Here is a 14,510-nt window from a genome sequence, read left to right as displayed (position 1 = left end):
GAGGGAGGAAGGCCCATGCTGCGCGTCCGGTCTCTCTTGCCCCTGGTGTTGCAAATTGCCTTGCGTTTCGGCTCCCCAGCCGTCGCGCATTGGTGAAGCGGTGGCGATGACGAAGGTGGGAGGGAAGTCCTTCGGCATCGCCACCTGTTGCTCAGTTGGCGTAGTACATCTGGTATTCGAGCGGGTGCGTGGCGGCGCGGAAGCGGGTCACTTCCTGCATCTTCAGCGCGATGTAACCGTCGATGAAGTCGTCGCTCATCACGCCACCGGCCTTGAGGAACTCGCGGTCCTTGTCCAGCGCTTCCAGGGCCTGGTCGAGCGAGGAGCAGACCTGCGGGATCAGCTTCTCTTCTTCCGGCGGCAGGTCGTACAGATCCTTGTCGCTCGGTGCGCCCGGGTCGATCTGGTTCTTGATGCCGTCCAGGCCGGCCATCATCAGCACGGTGAAGGTCAGGTAGCCGGACTGGATCGGATCGGGGAAGCGCATTTCAATGCGGCGCGCCTTCGGGTTGGACACCCACGGAATGCGGCACGACGCAGAGCGGTTGCGGGCCGAGTAGGCCAGCATGACCGGGGCTTCGAAGCCCGGGACCAGGCGCTTGTAGCTGTTGGTGCCGGAGTTGGCGAAGGCGTTGATGGCCTTGGCGTGCTTGAAGATGCCGCCGATGTACCACAGCGCCATCTGGCTCAGGCCGCCGTAGCCGTCACCGGAGAACAGGTTGGTGCCGCCCTTGGACAGCGACTGGTGCACGTGCATGCCGCTGCCGTTGTCGCCGACGATCGGCTTGGGCATGAAGGTGGCGGTCTTGCCGTTGCGGTGGGCCACGTTCTTGATGACGTGCTTCATGCGCAGCAGTTCGTCGGCCTTCTGCACCAGGGTGCTGAACTTGGTGCCGATTTCGCACTGGCCGGCAGTGGCCACTTCGTGGTGCTGCACTTCGACTTCGATGCCGACCTGTTCCAGCGTCTTGCACATTTCAGCGCGCAGGTCGTGCAGCGAATCGGTCGGCGGAACCGGGAAGTAGCCACCCTTCACTGCCGGACGGTAGCCGCTGTTGGCGCCGTCGTACTTGTCGCCGGTGCTCCAGGCCGCTTCTTCGGAATCGATCTTGAAGAAGGTGTGGCCCATGTCGTTGGAGAAACGGACCGAATCAAAGATGAAGAACTCCGGCTCCGGGCCGAAGAACGCCTGCTCGGCGATGCCGGAGGACTTCAGGTAGGCCTCGGCGCGCTTGGCGATGCCGCGCGGGCAGCGGCCGTACGGCTGCATGGTGGCCGGGTCGAGGATGTCGCAGCTGATGACCAGGGTCGGGTCGGCGTAGAACGGGTCCACGTACGCGCTGGACGGGTCCGGCAGCAGCACCATGTCCGATTCGTTGATGCCTTTCCAGCCGGCGATGGAACTGCCGTCGAACATCTTGCCTTCTTCGAACAGGGCCGGCTCGATGATGCTGGCCGGGAAGGTCACGTGCTGTTCGATACCGCGCATGTCGACGAAACGCAGGTCGATGAACTCGATCTGGTTGTCCTTGATCAGCTTCTCAACGTTTTCCACGGACATCGGTGAAACCTCAGATGGGTGATTGCCTGTGTAGGTAGAGCAATCCCCGTGCCAACTTTCTTTGGCGCACAAGTGATTGATTTCACACGGCGTGCACCCGGATGGGCGCTGAACGCAGCGCACCATTGCGGTGCAATGACCGCACCGTGCACACATTTGGTGCGCCATCCGATGTTTTATGCTTGTGCAGCCGGGCAGAGCCCGGCGCTACAAAATTTGTCGGGCAGAGCCCGGCGCTACCGAAGTTGCCGGGCAACGTCCCGGCGTTACCCCGTTTTCATTCAAAGAGCCTTTGCCCGCCGATGTCCGACCTGCTCTCCGCCCTGTTGTTGGGCATCCTTGAAGGCGTTACCGAATTCCTCCCGATTTCCAGCACCGGCCACCTGCTGATCGCCCAGCACTGGCTGGGCGCGCGCTCGGACTTCTTCAACATCGTGATCCAGGCCGGCGCGATCCTGGCCATCACGCTGGTGTTCCGCCAGCGGCTGTGGACGCTGGCCACGGGCCTGCAGGACCGTGCCAACCGCGATTACGTGCTGAAGCTGGGCACCGCGTTCCTGGTCACCGCGATCGTGGGCCTGCCGGTGCGGCTGGCCGGCTGGGAGCTGCCCGAAACGGTCACCCCGGTGGCCTGGGCGCTGATCATCGGTGGCATCTGGATGCTGCTGGTGGAGGCGCGTACCGCCCGCCTGCCCGACCGCGACGAGGTGACCTGGAAGGTGGCCGTGCTGGTCGGCCTGGCGCAGGTGGTGGCCGGCGTGTTTCCCGGCACCTCGCGCTCGGCCGCGGCGATCTTCATCGCCATGCTGTTCGGCCTGAGCCGGCGCGCGGCGGCAACTGAATTCGTATTCCTGGTGGGTATTCCCACCATGTTCGCCGCCAGTGGCTACGCGTTCCTGGAACTGGCCAAGGACGGCAAGCTGGCCAGCGAGAACTGGACCGACGTCGGCGTGGCGTTCGTTGCCGCGGTCATCACCGGCTTCGTCGTAGTGAAGTGGCTGCTGGGCTATATCAAGGCCCACCGCTTCACCGCCTTCGCGTTCTACCGGATCGCACTCGGCGCGGGCCTGCTGCTGTTCCTGCCTGCCGGCAACTGAACAGCGCCGCGCCGCCGCAACCCCACCCGGGGTGCTCCAACGTTCTTCCCCGGGTTCCCAAGGAGATGTCCATGAAAACCACCCGCACCCTGATGCTGATCCTGCCGCTGGCCCTGATGGCCGCCTGCAGCAACCCGTCCACCCCGGCACCTGCCGGCACCGGCCGCGATGAGCTGGCCCCGGCCCCGACCGCTGCGGCGGACCAGAAGGCCGTCGCACAGCTGGACGCGCAGCGCCTGCAGGGCAACCACTGGCTGCTCGACAGCGCTACCGACAGCGCCGGCAAGCGCATCGATGCGCTGTTCGCACGCGCCGACAAGCCGGTCACGCTGGACTTCACCGACGGCCGCCTCGCCGTCAGCAATACCTGCAACCGCATGGGCGGGGGCTACACGCTGGCCGATAACACGCTGACGGTTTCGCCGATGGCCTCGACCATGATGGCCTGCACCGACAAGGCGCTGATGGCGCTGGACCAGGCCGTCGGCTCGCGCCTGGAAGGTGCACTGAAGACCGAGCTGGGCGGCGAAGGCCAGCTCACCCTGCGCACCGCCAGCGGTGATGTGCTGGTGTTCACCCCGCAGCCGACCGCCGAGACCCGCTTCGGTGGGCCGGGCGAGACGATCTTCATCGAGGTGGCCGCACAGACCAAGCCGTGCCCGCACCCGATGATCCGCGACAAGCAGTGCCTGCAGACCCGCGAGATCCACTTCGACGACAAGGGCATCAAGCAGGGCACGCCGGGCGCGTTCGAGAACTTCTACGACGTGATCGAGGGCTACACGCACGAAGCCGGCACGCGCAACGTGCTGCGGGTGAAGCGCTTCAACGTGGCCAATCCGCCGGCCGATGCGTCGTCGAAGGCGTATGTGCTGGATATGGTCGTGGAGTCTGCGATCGAGAAATAACCGGCATCGCGTGTGCCGGCCAACGGTATGCCCGCCGTCCTGGCGGGCCCCCTGCGGGCCGTCGCTGCGCGACGTTGAGAACGGCTCCTGCCGTTCTCTTCGGCACGCGTTTCGCTTACGCCAACGCCGGATTCAGCGTGTAGGTGCCATGCAGCGCCGCTTCGGCCAGCACATGGCCGTGCATGGCCTTGTGCACGTCGGCGGCGGTGAACGGGGTGGGCAGGTCGAGCGTGGCCACGTCCAGCGCGAACAGGCGGAAGAAATACCGGTGCACGCGCTCGTCGTTGAACGGCGGGTACGGGCCGTCATAGCCCAGGTACTGGCCGGCCATGTCCGGGTTGCCGGCGAACCAGCCGGTGAAGTCGTTCAGGCCCTGGCGCGCGCCGGCCGGGCCGGCCGGTTGCGGCTTGCCCTTCACGGTGAAGCCATTGCTGCAGCTGCCTTCAGCGATCTCGCGCAGGTCGGCCGGAATATCGGCCATGGCCCAATGCACGAAGTCGGCCCGTGGCTGGTCGCGCGGCACGCTGCGGTCGTGGCGGCCGACCGTCTCGGGCACGGTCGGCACATCCGGGTCGACGCACAGCAGCGCAAAGGAACGGGTGCCCTCGGGCACCTCGCTCCACGCCAGCGGCGGGTTGCGGTTGGCGGCAAACCCGTTGGCATCGCCGGCGGCGAAGGTGGCGGGAATCGGCGCGCCGTTGCGCAGGCCGGTACTGGTCAGTTTCATCGCACCGCTCTCCTTATGCTTCCGGGTAGCCAAGCCGCACCGCGACCGGGGTGAGTTGGGCGAATGCGCCAGCCAGGAGGCCGCTGTACTGGCGCCAGTAACCGGCCGGGAAGCGTGCCGGGCCCAGTGTCTGCGCGGGCGGGAAGCTCACCCCGAACAGACGGCCCAGGTGCTCGGCCATCGCTGCCGGGTCGTTGCCGATCTCGTCGATGCGCACCAGCGCGTGCGGGTACAGGTCCTGCTCGTGCAGCGTGGCAACCTGGGTCAGCGCGCGCGCCAGCCATTCGGCCGCTTCATTGACCGAGGTCACTGCGAACGGCGCCGGCGCGCAGTGGGCGAGCCATTCCAGCAACATGTCGCGCGGGTCGCGCAGCACCAGCAGCAGGCGGCCTTCCGGCAATTGCGGGCGCAGCGCCCACAGCAGCGCGTTGTCCCACCACAGCAGCCAGTCGATCACATTGGCATCGGCCAGGCCACGCGCCGGCAGCTGATAGCGCCATTGCGCGATCAGCGCCTCGGGGGTGAGCTTGCCGGTCGAGAGGTCCTGCAGCGCGTGGTAGCTCTGGAAGGCGTCATTGGGCGGATTGGCGCCGAAGCGGTCGCCACGCAGCACCTGGCTGGCGGCGGCAATGGCGGCGATCACGCGCTCGACGCCCGAACCGGGGGCGCCCCACACGAACATGGGGCGCGCGCTGCTGCCTGCAGCCACCTCGCCCAGCTCCGGCCAGCTCAATGGCGCCTTGGCCTGCGGCGGCAGCGGCAGGCGCGTGGGCGCTTCGCTGGCATGCAGGCTGGTCCAGGTGGCCAGTGCAGCGTCGTGCTGCGCGGCCCGGTCCTGCACCGAACCCAGCCACGCGCGCAGGCCCGGCTGTGCCTCGGCCGGGGACTGCGCCACCAGCTGTTCCACTTGCGCTACGGCGGCGGCGGGGTCGCGCGCCAGCAGCGCATCCACCAGGCGCGTTTCGCCACTGGCCCGGCCCGGCTCCAGCGCGATGATGCGGCGCGCGACGGCCTCGGCCGCGTCGGGTTCGTCGGCCATGTCGTGCACGCGCATACGCGTTTCCAGCGCGGCCATGTGGCCTGGCATGGCGTCGATCCAACGGTCGGCAACGGCTGCGGCATCCGTACCGCCGACCGGGTCGATCGACAGCCGCGCCAGCCACAGGTTGTGTTCCTGCGGGTGGTTGGCCAGGGCGGCATCCAGGGTCTCGCGGGCCTGCGCTTCGCGGCCCAGGCGCTGCCAGGCCATCAACAGCAGCTGCAGGGTCTGGCGATCGGCCGGCCACTGCTCCAGTACCGGCAGCAGGTGGTCGAGCGCCTGCAGCGGCTCGCCGCTCTGCAGCGCCAGCTCACCGGCCAGGCGGCGCATGGCGGGGGTATCGGTTTCCGGCTGGGCCAGCACCTGGTTCAACGTGGCCGCGGCGCTTTCGGTGTTGCCCTGGCGCAACGCCAGCTGGACCAGCAGCCCCTGCAGCGAGGTGATGCCGGGATTCAGTTCGAGCACACGGCGGAAGGCCTGCTCGGCGAAGGCCAGCATGTCCTTGGCCAGGTAGGCAAAGCCCAGCGTGTACAGGATGCGCGAGTCGTTGGGCAGCGCCTGGCTGGCCGCCGACAGCATGGCCAGCGCGCGGTCGGCATCGTTGCGGCGCAGGGCGATCATGCCCTGCAGCGCCACCACTTCGGGATTGTCCTGGTCGACCCGGGCGGCGATGCGGGTGATCCGCTCGGCCTCGTCCACGTCGTTGCGCGACAGCGCCAGGTGGGCCTGCATCAGGTAGGCCGACAGTTCATTGGGGTTGAGCGTGGCGGTGCGGTCCAGCGCCGTGTTGGCCGCCTCGAACTGGCGCAGCGCCAACAGCAGGCCGGCGTGCTGCAGGTGCAGGTCCGCGTTGTCCGGCGCCAGCGCCAGGCCACGCTGCAGGCTTTCCAGCGCGTCGTCGTGCTGGCCCTGCTGCTGCAGGGCCAGGGCCAGCCAGCGGTGCGCCTGCGGCTGCTCCGGCTCGGCCTGGACCCATTCGCGCGCCAGTTGGGCGGCTTCTTCCACTGCGTTGCGGCGCAGGGCCTGGATGATCTTGTCTTGCATGACGGTCCGGCTTGGGGTCAAACCCCGATTGTAGAACACCCGCAGCGGCACGCCGGGGCTGCCGTCAGCGCAGCGCTTCCAGGCTCAGCCGCTGGGCCACCCAGCGCTCGGAAAAGCCATCGCCCCGCCAGTTTTCCAGGAACCCGCAGTGGCCGCCCCACGGCGCGATCTCCAGCCGGGCGTGGGCGGGCAGGCGCCAGCCGTTGAAGGTGGCATAGGGAATGACGGGGTCGTCCTGGGCCATCAGGATGTCGGCGGGCACTTCCAGGCCGGCCAGGCGGTCGCCGGCGATGGAATAGCCGTCGAAGTAGGCCTGCAGCGTGCCGAATTCGGTGTGGTGTTCCACCAGCCAGGCGGTCAGCGCGCGGATGTCGAGCTTCAGCACGCGGTCGTCCCAGTCGCTCAGCTCGGGGAACAGGTCGCGCTTGCGGCGCAGTGAACCGGCCCACTTGCGGCGGAAGTACCAATCGTACATCGCCGGGCCGTTTTCAATGTTTTCCATGGTGATGGCCGGGTCCAGCACCGGGCAGACCGAGGCCACCCGGCGCAGCGGCACGCCGGCCGATGGCGCGCGCAGCGCCAGGCGCAGCACGAAGTTGCCGCCCAGCGAATAGCCGGCGGCCACCAGCGGCAGCTGCGGCCACCGCCGGGCGATATCGCCGGCAGCCTGCACCACTTCGTCGATACGGTTGGAATGGAAGATGCCGGGATTGAGGTGGTGGGTGTTGCCGTGGTCGCGGAAGTTCAGGCGTACCACGTCATAGCCCGCCTCGAGCATGCGTGCGGCGGTCATGCGCATGTAGCTGGATTCGGAACTGCCTTCCCAGCCGTGCAGCAACAGCGCCATGCCCACCGGTTCACGGCCTTCGATGCGGCTGTGCCAGCCCTGCAGGCGCACGCCGTCGCCGCCGTCCAGGATCACTTCGTCGGTCAGCGCGCCAGTGGCCGCCAGCAGCACCAGGCCACGCTGCATGCGCATGCGGCTGGAACTGAGCATCGACTGCAGGTGCGGATTGCGCAGCCAACGCGGTGGGCGATAGTCGGCAGCGGTCAACATGGGCGCGAGCCTGCACCCGGACGCAACGCTGGCGCGTGAAGGGGCGCCACGGCGCTACTCGGCAGCCATCGCCGCCACGATGCGCGCACGCGAGGTTTCGGCGATGCGGCGGCGGCCTTCCAGGTCCTGGGTACCGATGGGCGCGAGGAAATGCACCTCGGCCCGGCGTGCCGGCTCACCCAGCAGGCGCAGGAAATTGGCGAAGAAGCTCTCGTTCGGGCCGAAAGCGACAATAGTCTGCGCGTCGCCGTGCAGGCCGTAGCGCAACGCGACCGGCTGCACCGGCACCTGGGTCTCGACGGCGGCCTGGAAGATGCGCGCATGGAACGGGCCCACTTCGCGGCCGCCGCGGGTGCGGCCTTCCGGGAACACGCCCACGGCCTTGCCTTCCTGCAGGCGCACGACCATTTCCTGCATGACCCCGCCCAGCGACTCGGTGCTGCCGCGCTGGTGGAAGATGGTCTGCCCGCGTGCGGCCAGCCAACCCACCACCGGCCAGCCGGCGATTTCGCGCTTGGCCACGAAGCCCATCATGCGCTGGCTGTGCAGCACGGAAATATCGACCCAGCTGACATGGTTGGCCACGAACAGCACGGCGCCCGGCAGCGGCGTGCCGATGCGCTGCAGCCGGAAGCCGAAGATCCACATCAAGCCGGCCGACCAGGCATTCACCGCGGCATGCTCGAACGTCCGCTCGCCCACGCGCAGGGGGCCCCACGGCGGCAGCATGGCAATCAGCAGCAGGGGCAGGAACAGCAACAGGTGGACCAGCAGCAGCGGTACGCGGTACAGATAACGGCACACACGCGCCACGCCGCCACGTGAGGCCGAAGTGGGGGAAGTCATCCGCGAACGATACCCGAGCGCCGCGGGGTCTGCCAGCTGATCCCGGACAAAATGATGACAACCGGCGGCCAGTCGCCGCAGGCGGTCAAGCCGGTGCCCGGCTGCGGCACAGCCGCCCCGGTCTCACCGGCGCGACCGGCGCAACACAGCATCCGCATGGTGGGCCGCTCAGGCCGGGCGTGCGGCGGGCACCACGGCCAGGGTCAGGCGCGACGTACACACCAGCTTGCCGGCCTCGTCCTCGATCCGGATGTCCCAGACGTGGGTGCTGCGGCCCACGTGCACCGCACGCGCCGTGCCGGTGACCGTGCCCGCGCGCTGGGCGCGGATGTGGTTGGCGTTGATCTCCAGGCCCACGCAGACCTGTTCGCGGGTATCCACGCACAGGTTGCCGGCGCTGCTGCCCAGGGTCTCGGCCAGCACCACGGAGGCGCCGCCGTGCAGGATGCCGTATGGCTGACGGGTACGCGCATCGACCGGCATGGTCGCGCTCACCCAGTCATCGCCGGCGGCAGTGAAGACGATGCCGAGGTGCTCGATCAACGTGTTGCGGCTGAGCGTGTTGAGCGACTCGATCGAGACCGGCTCGCGAAATACCAGGGACATGACGCATCTCCGTACGACGGTAGGGGATTACAGGATCGGCACCAGGCCGGCGCCGAAGGCGGTGAGCATGCGCACCAGCAGCCACTTGGGGCCCACGTTGACTTCGGGGAAGTCGCCCACGGCGATGTAGCAGGTGTGGAAACGCGCGTCCTGCCGTTGCAGTGGCTCGGGGCAATCCGGGCCGGGCTGGAACTCGTAATCGGTGGCGTAGCGCCACGGCCAGAAGTCGAGGACGGGCAGCGCCTCGGAGGCCTTGCCGACGCTGTAGTTCAGGCCCGACAGCACCGGCGGCTTGGTACGCGGCGCCACGGTCCAGGAATTCTTGGGGTGGATGTCGCGCAGGATGCTCTGCGCCAGGGCTTCGGCGAACACCGGGTCGTCGATGATCACCGCGCCTTCGGTGTTGTAGTTCTCGCTGCGTGGGTCGAAGTTGTGGGTGCCGACCACGCCGATGCGGCGGTCCACCACCAGCGACTTGGCGTGCAGCCCCATGCGCGCGCCGCTACGGGTCACCGGCAGCGGCTTGTTGACCGCCTTTGTGCCCAGGAACGAGGGGCGGGTTTCGGCACGCAGCACGCGGCGCTCCACCGCGCTGCCGTCGTTGAGGCGGCGCGCCGCCGGGCCGGGGGTCGGCTGGCGGCGGGCGGTGTCGGCAACGCGATCGGACTCGTCCTCAGCCGTTGCCGGGGTGGGCGCGGGCTGGACCGCCACGCCGTCACTGCGGCGGTTGCTCTTGCCGCTGCCGCCACGCGCGTTGCTGCCGGCGGCGCTGCCACCGAGCAGGCTGCTCCGCTTGCCGTCGCCGGCGGGGGCTTCACCCAGCGGTGCCGGTAGCAGGTTGCGGTAGTCGACCGGTGCGTCGAGCGGGAACGGCTTGTATTCGTAGATGTTGAAGCCCAGCTCGCGCAGGTTGCGGCGCTTGTACTTGTAGGAGAGCGCGTAGACGATCGGGTTGTCGGTGGCGGCCAGGCTGTTGGTGGACACTACGATGCGCGGTGGATTCTCGCGTTTGCGCAGTTCCTCGAACAGCTTGCGCGCCGGCTTGGACAGCACCAGGTACGGGGTCTGCAGCAGCACTTCGGACTGCGCGCCGGAAATCAGCGCGTCCAGCTGCGGCTCGGTTACGTGCTGACCATTGGCAGGCTGGCTGGCGCGTTCACGGCGGTGCTTGCGTGGCAGGTCGGCCACGTAACGCACCGACGCCACCGGCAGTGCGGTGTCGACGAAGGTGCGGCGTACGTATTCCGCATCGGTGGCTTCTTCGATGACCTGTTCCACCCGCTGCGGGCGGCGGTAATCGGCCGGTGGCATCGCCGGAGCGCCCTGTTTGAGCAGGATGAGACCCACGTCGTTCAGGCGCTCGGCCGGCACGCTGCGTGGCGCATGCCAGAACGCATCGAAATTGGCGGCCATGCCACGTGCGACGGGGCCGGCGACCACCACGTCACGGTCGCGGAAGTTGTATTCGCTGTCCCAGTCGTAATAGTCGTCCTGGTAGTTGCGGCCGCCCACCACGCCAAGCGCGTCGTCGATCACCAGCAGCTTGTTGTGCATGCGCTGGTTGAAGCGCCGGAAGCAGCACAGCACGCTGCCTGCGTAGTCGGCATAGTTCAGCCGCGCCTTGCCGAAGGTCGGGTTGTACACGCGCAACTCGAAGTTCTGGTGGCTGCTGGCCAGCGCGCCCAGGATCTGCAGGTCCGAAATGGCCGACAACTGGTCGATCAGCACGCGCACCTTGACCCCGCGCCGTGCCGCGGCCAGCAGTTCGTCCAGCACCAGGCGCGCGCTGTCGTCCTTGTCGAAGATGTAGGTCTGCAGGTCGATGCTGCGGGTGGCACTGCGGATCAGGTTGACCCGGGCCACCAGGGCGACCTCACCTTCATCCACCAGGGTGGCGTAGTGGCGCGGCGCCGCCTGCGTGGATTCGCTGAAGGCATGCCCGCCCAGCGCGCGCAGCGGCGAGTCGAGCGCACAACGGTCGGGCTTGTCGCAATCAACGACTTGAGAGCGCGCCTGCGCGGCAATGCCGGACGCACGGTCACGCTCCGCGTTGGACAGCGACGCACAGCCACTGCCCAGCAACAGCGTTGCCAGTACCACTACCCGCAGGAGTGGATTCACGGTTTAGGCGCCTCGGTCAGGCGCGCTCGCAATACGAAGGTCACTCGATCACTCAATGCTAGCTGCCAGCTGTCCATCCCATACCGGCCACGCTGCACGGTACCGCGGCTGACGACGTCGCAATCATACCCGGCCCGGGGGCAGGCCGCCGGTTCCACCTGCAGCGTCTCGGGATGGGACACCCCGCGCAGGATCAGCCGCCCCTGGATGCCGCCGCCCTTTTCGACCAGCTCGGGGTGGTAGGGAATCGAATCGAACTCCACCACGGGGTAGCGCCCGGCGTCGAAGAACTCCTCGCCGCGCATCCAGCCGGTGTAGCGGTCCTTGCCGGGAATCTCCACGTAACCGGTGAACATGCGCAGATGGACCTGATGGCGCCCGTCGGGCAGGACGTCGATGCGCCCCTCAAAGCGCGGGAAAACGCCTTCGATGCGCTGGCCCAGACGGGTACGTATCTCGAAGCCGAACCGCGAGCGCGCGGTATCCAGCTCCAGTACCTGCTTGGGCGTGGCACGGACCGGGGGCAGCGCCGACACCGGGGGTTCGGCATGCACCACCCCCGCCGCCAGCCCGAGCAGACAGCCCAGCAGGATGCGCACTGCTGTCACAGCTTACGGCCACCAGAACTGGGTCAACGTGGCCGCACCAGGTTCGATGGCGGACTCGCCTTCGAAGGAAAGAACGGCGATACCGCCGGGCGGCATGCCGCGGTAATCGCTGCTGCTGCCGTCGGTCAGGAAGGGCACAAGCTGCTCCAGGCCGGGGTTGTGGCCCACCACCAGCAGGCGTTGCACATCCGTGCGGTCGGCCACCAGGCCGATCAGCGTGCCGGGGGTCGCGTCATAGACGCCATCCTCCAGCTTCTGCTCGGTGTAGCCGGTGATGCCCAGCACCGCTTCCAGCGTTTCGCGGGTACGCCGCGCCGGCGAGCACAGCACGCAGTCGGGCAGGAGTTTGTTTTCTTTCAGCCACTTGCCGGCGGCTTCGGCTTCGGCCAGGCCAACGGCCGACAACGGCCGGTCAAGGTCGGCCTGTCCGGTACCCGCAGGTTCGGCATGGGCGTGGCGCAGCAGGATCAGTTCTCGCATAAGGCTCTCTTCTGGCTCAGGCAATCTTCAACCACTGCAACAGTGGCTCCCAGTCACTCTGGTGCTCGCGCACCTGCGCGGAGCGGTAATCGAACAGGCTTCGGCCCAGGCCGGTCATGACCACGTAACCCTGGGTGTCGCGCAGCTTGGCGACGATCGGGTACGGCCACTCCTCCAGCATCTGCTCGGCCTGGCGGGAGGTCTGGGTCCATGGCTTGGTACGGTTGAGCACCAGCCCGACCGGCAACTTGCGCTTGTGCACGCGCGGCACCTTGGACAGGCTGTTGAGGAAGCCGACGATGGCTTCGATATCCAGCGCCGACGGCAGCACCGGCACCACCACGGCATCGGCCACGTCCAGGAAGGGCTCGAGCTCCGCCGCCCGCGCGCCGGCCGGGGCGTCGATGACCAGCACCTCCGTATCGTCAGGCACTTTCTTCAGCGGGTTCTTGCCGGTGGCGTCGATCGGCAGCACCGCGCTTTCCAGCCCCGCGCGGCGCTCGGCCCAGCGGGTGCTGGAGCCCTGGGGGTCGGCGTCGGCCAGCACGGTCCGTTTGCCGGCCAGGGCGGCCTGCGCCGCCAGGTGGGTGGCGACGGTGGATTTGCCCACCCCACCCTTGGAACCGGCTACCAGGATCGTCTTCATGCCAGCCTCGCTTCTGGAGAACGTGTCCCGAGCGTACACCGCCCTCCGTGATGGAGATAGTCGCGCGGCTGAACCTCCTGCATACCCCGACGCTTTGCTATCGTGCGCGATCCAATGGACTGCATGCCGGTATGAGCGAGTTACAGGATCTCAGTGCGCTTATCCGCGCCAACACCCCGCTGATTGTCATCGAGACCCAGGACGAGGGTCGCGTTGTCGAATTGTTCCGCCAGACCCTGATGCACGTCTGGCGGGCCCTGCACCGCTGGTCGATCACCGAGGGCCTGCGCCGGATCGACATGGACCGCGAGGATGAGCCGGTCGGCCCGCCCGACGCCAGCTCGGCCCTGCAGATGATCCGCCAGGCCGACCAGCGCGGCATCTACCTGCTGCTCGATTTCCACCCCTACCTGGGCTATGCCAGCCACCAGCGCGCGTTGCGCGACCTGATCCAGCGCCGCCACTGCGAGGCGCACGTGCTGGTGCTGATCGGTGCCAAGGTGGAGCTGCCGGCGGAGCTTGAAGCCCTGGCAACCCGCTTCAACCCGCGCCTGCCCGACCCCAACGCCCTGCTGAAGATGCTGCGCGAGGAAGTGGCCGCCTATGCGCGCGAGAATGGCGGGCGCCGCGTGGAAGTCGACAACGATGCGGTCAAGAAGATCCTGCACAACCTGCGCGGGCTGAGCCTGGTCGATGCGCGCCGGATCGCCCGCCAGCTGATCTTCGCCGACGGTGCGATCCGCGAGGACGACCTGCCGCAGCTGGCCAAGCTGAAGTTCGAGCTGCTCAACCGCGCCGGGCACCTGCATTACGAGTACGACACCACCCGGTTCGCCGACGTGGCCGGCGCCAACCGCCTCAAGCGCTGGGTCAACCAGCGTCGCCCGGTGTTCCTGGGCGGCCAGGGCCCGGCCGGGCTCGACCCGCCCAAGGGCATGCTGCTGCTGGGGGTGCAGGGCTGCGGCAAATCGATGCTGGCCAAGGCCACCGCCGCCGGCTTCGGCGTGCCGCTGCTGCGGCTGGACTTCGGCAGCCTGTATGACAAGTACCACGGCGAGACCGAGAAGAACCTGCGCGAGGCGCTGGCCTCGGCCGAACAGCTGGCCCCCTGCGTGTTGTGGATCGACGAGATCGAGAAGGGGCTGGCCAGCGGTGGCGAGGACGGGGGCGTGTCACGCCGCGTGCTCGGGCACCTGCTGACCTGGCTGGCCGAGCGCAAGAGCACGGTGTTCATCGTGGCCACGGCCAACCAGGTGCACGAGCTGCCGGCGGAGCTGCTGCGCAAGGGCCGCTTCGACGAGATCTTCTTCGTCGACCTGCCCGACGCCAACACCCGGGTGGAGCTGCTGCGCCTGCACCTGGGGCGGCGCAAGCTCAATGCCGACGATTTCGCGCTGCCGGCACTGTCTGCCGCCAGCGACGGCTTCTCCGGCGCTGAAATCGAGCAAGCCGTCGTGGCCGGGCTGTACGCGGCGCACGCCGAGGAACGCACGCTGGATACCGAGCTGCTGATGACCGAGATCCGCGGCAGCCGCCCGTTGTCGGTGCTGATGGCCGAACAGGTCAACGCGCTGCGCGAATGGGCGCGCGGGCGCACGGTGAGCGCGGACGAATAGGATAGCCGGGCAGAGCCCGGCTCTACGGCGGGGGGGGGGGGGGCGGCGGGGGGGGGGGGGGGGCGGGGGGGGGGGGGGGGGGGGGGGTGGCCGCCTCAGGCCGGGCCCGGAAGCGTGCTTGAACGCGTGGCCCAGGTGAATGGTCGTGTTATGC

General features: G+C 68.2%; 13 protein-coding genes. 3 read left to right on the top strand and 10 right to left on the bottom strand.

Going from position 1 to position 14,510, the window contains the following annotated elements:
- Positions 1 to 151 precede the first annotated feature (151 nt).
- The gene (glnA, locus tag ACOZHM_RS06735) at positions 152 to 1,561 is read right to left on the bottom strand and encodes a type I glutamate--ammonia ligase (protein WP_421568355.1); all 1,410 of its coding nucleotides are present in this window, start codon (positions 1,559 to 1,561) and stop codon (positions 152 to 154) included.
- A gap of 302 nt (positions 1,562 to 1,863) precedes the next feature.
- Between glnA and ACOZHM_RS06730 the strand changes: the two genes are divergently transcribed.
- Entirely contained in the window at positions 1,864 to 2,658 is a 795-nt protein-coding gene (locus ACOZHM_RS06730; protein WP_421568353.1) for an undecaprenyl-diphosphate phosphatase, read from the top strand.
- Between the two features lie 71 nt (positions 2,659 to 2,729).
- Positions 2,730 to 3,566 carry an META domain-containing protein gene (locus ACOZHM_RS06725; RefSeq protein ID WP_421568352.1) on the top strand — a complete coding sequence of 279 codons (837 nt, stop codon included), beginning with the start codon at positions 2,730 to 2,732 and terminating at the stop codon, positions 3,564 to 3,566.
- A gap of 115 nt (positions 3,567 to 3,681) precedes the next feature.
- Here ACOZHM_RS06725 and ACOZHM_RS06720 read toward each other — a convergent pair whose 3' ends face one another.
- The 9 genes from ACOZHM_RS06720 to ACOZHM_RS06680 form a co-directional block, all read right to left on the bottom strand.
- Complete coding sequence (locus ACOZHM_RS06720) at positions 3,682 to 4,293, bottom strand: YbhB/YbcL family Raf kinase inhibitor-like protein (RefSeq protein WP_421568350.1); 612 nt, start codon at positions 4,291 to 4,293, stop codon at positions 3,682 to 3,684.
- Between the two features lie 13 nt (positions 4,294 to 4,306).
- Positions 4,307 to 6,376, bottom strand: coding sequence for a tetratricopeptide repeat protein (locus ACOZHM_RS06715; RefSeq protein WP_421568349.1), 2,070 nt, complete (start codon positions 6,374 to 6,376; stop codon positions 4,307 to 4,309).
- A 64-nt stretch (positions 6,377 to 6,440) separates the two neighbouring features.
- Entirely contained in the window at positions 6,441 to 7,433 is a 993-nt protein-coding gene (locus ACOZHM_RS06710; RefSeq protein ID WP_421568347.1) for a YheT family hydrolase, read from the bottom strand.
- A gap of 54 nt (positions 7,434 to 7,487) precedes the next feature.
- Positions 7,488 to 8,279 carry a lysophospholipid acyltransferase family protein gene (locus ACOZHM_RS06705; protein ID WP_421568346.1) on the bottom strand — a complete coding sequence of 264 codons (792 nt, stop codon included), beginning with the start codon at positions 8,277 to 8,279 and terminating at the stop codon, positions 7,488 to 7,490.
- 168 nt (positions 8,280 to 8,447) lie between these two features.
- The gene (locus ACOZHM_RS06700; protein ID WP_421568345.1) at positions 8,448 to 8,885 is read right to left on the bottom strand and encodes a hotdog fold thioesterase; all 438 of its coding nucleotides are present in this window, start codon (positions 8,883 to 8,885) and stop codon (positions 8,448 to 8,450) included.
- A gap of 27 nt (positions 8,886 to 8,912) precedes the next feature.
- Positions 8,913 to 11,006 (bottom strand): phospholipase D family protein, encoded by a 2,094-nt coding sequence (locus tag ACOZHM_RS06695; RefSeq protein ID WP_421568344.1) that lies wholly within the window; start codon positions 11,004 to 11,006, stop codon positions 8,913 to 8,915.
- The gene (locus ACOZHM_RS06690) at positions 11,003 to 11,542 is read right to left on the bottom strand and encodes a YceI family protein (RefSeq protein WP_421568619.1); all 540 of its coding nucleotides are present in this window, start codon (positions 11,540 to 11,542) and stop codon (positions 11,003 to 11,005) included. The genes ACOZHM_RS06695 and ACOZHM_RS06690 overlap by 4 nt, the downstream gene beginning before the upstream one ends.
- A gap of 75 nt (positions 11,543 to 11,617) precedes the next feature.
- The gene (locus ACOZHM_RS06685) at positions 11,618 to 12,094 is read right to left on the bottom strand and encodes a SixA phosphatase family protein (protein WP_421568343.1); all 477 of its coding nucleotides are present in this window, start codon (positions 12,092 to 12,094) and stop codon (positions 11,618 to 11,620) included.
- Positions 12,095 to 12,110: 16 nt separating this feature from the next.
- A complete protein-coding gene (locus ACOZHM_RS06680) occupies positions 12,111 to 12,740 on the bottom strand; it encodes an AAA family ATPase (RefSeq protein ID WP_421568342.1) in 630 nt (209 codons plus the stop codon).
- Positions 12,741 to 12,871: 131 nt separating this feature from the next.
- Here ACOZHM_RS06680 and ACOZHM_RS06675 point away from each other — a divergent pair, with 131 nt between their 5' ends.
- Positions 12,872 to 14,356: an AAA family ATPase gene (locus ACOZHM_RS06675; RefSeq protein WP_421568340.1), complete on the top strand. Its 1,485-nt coding sequence runs from the start codon at positions 12,872 to 12,874 to the stop codon at positions 14,354 to 14,356.
- Positions 14,357 to 14,510: the final 154 nt, after the last annotated feature.

The sequence above is a fragment of the Stenotrophomonas sp. PD6 genome, assembly GCF_049199305.1.
Lineage (GTDB): Bacteria > Pseudomonadota > Gammaproteobacteria > Xanthomonadales > Xanthomonadaceae > Stenotrophomonas.
The sequence above is the reverse complement of the archived record's forward strand: the minus strand, read 5'-3'. Positions and strand labels throughout refer to the sequence as shown.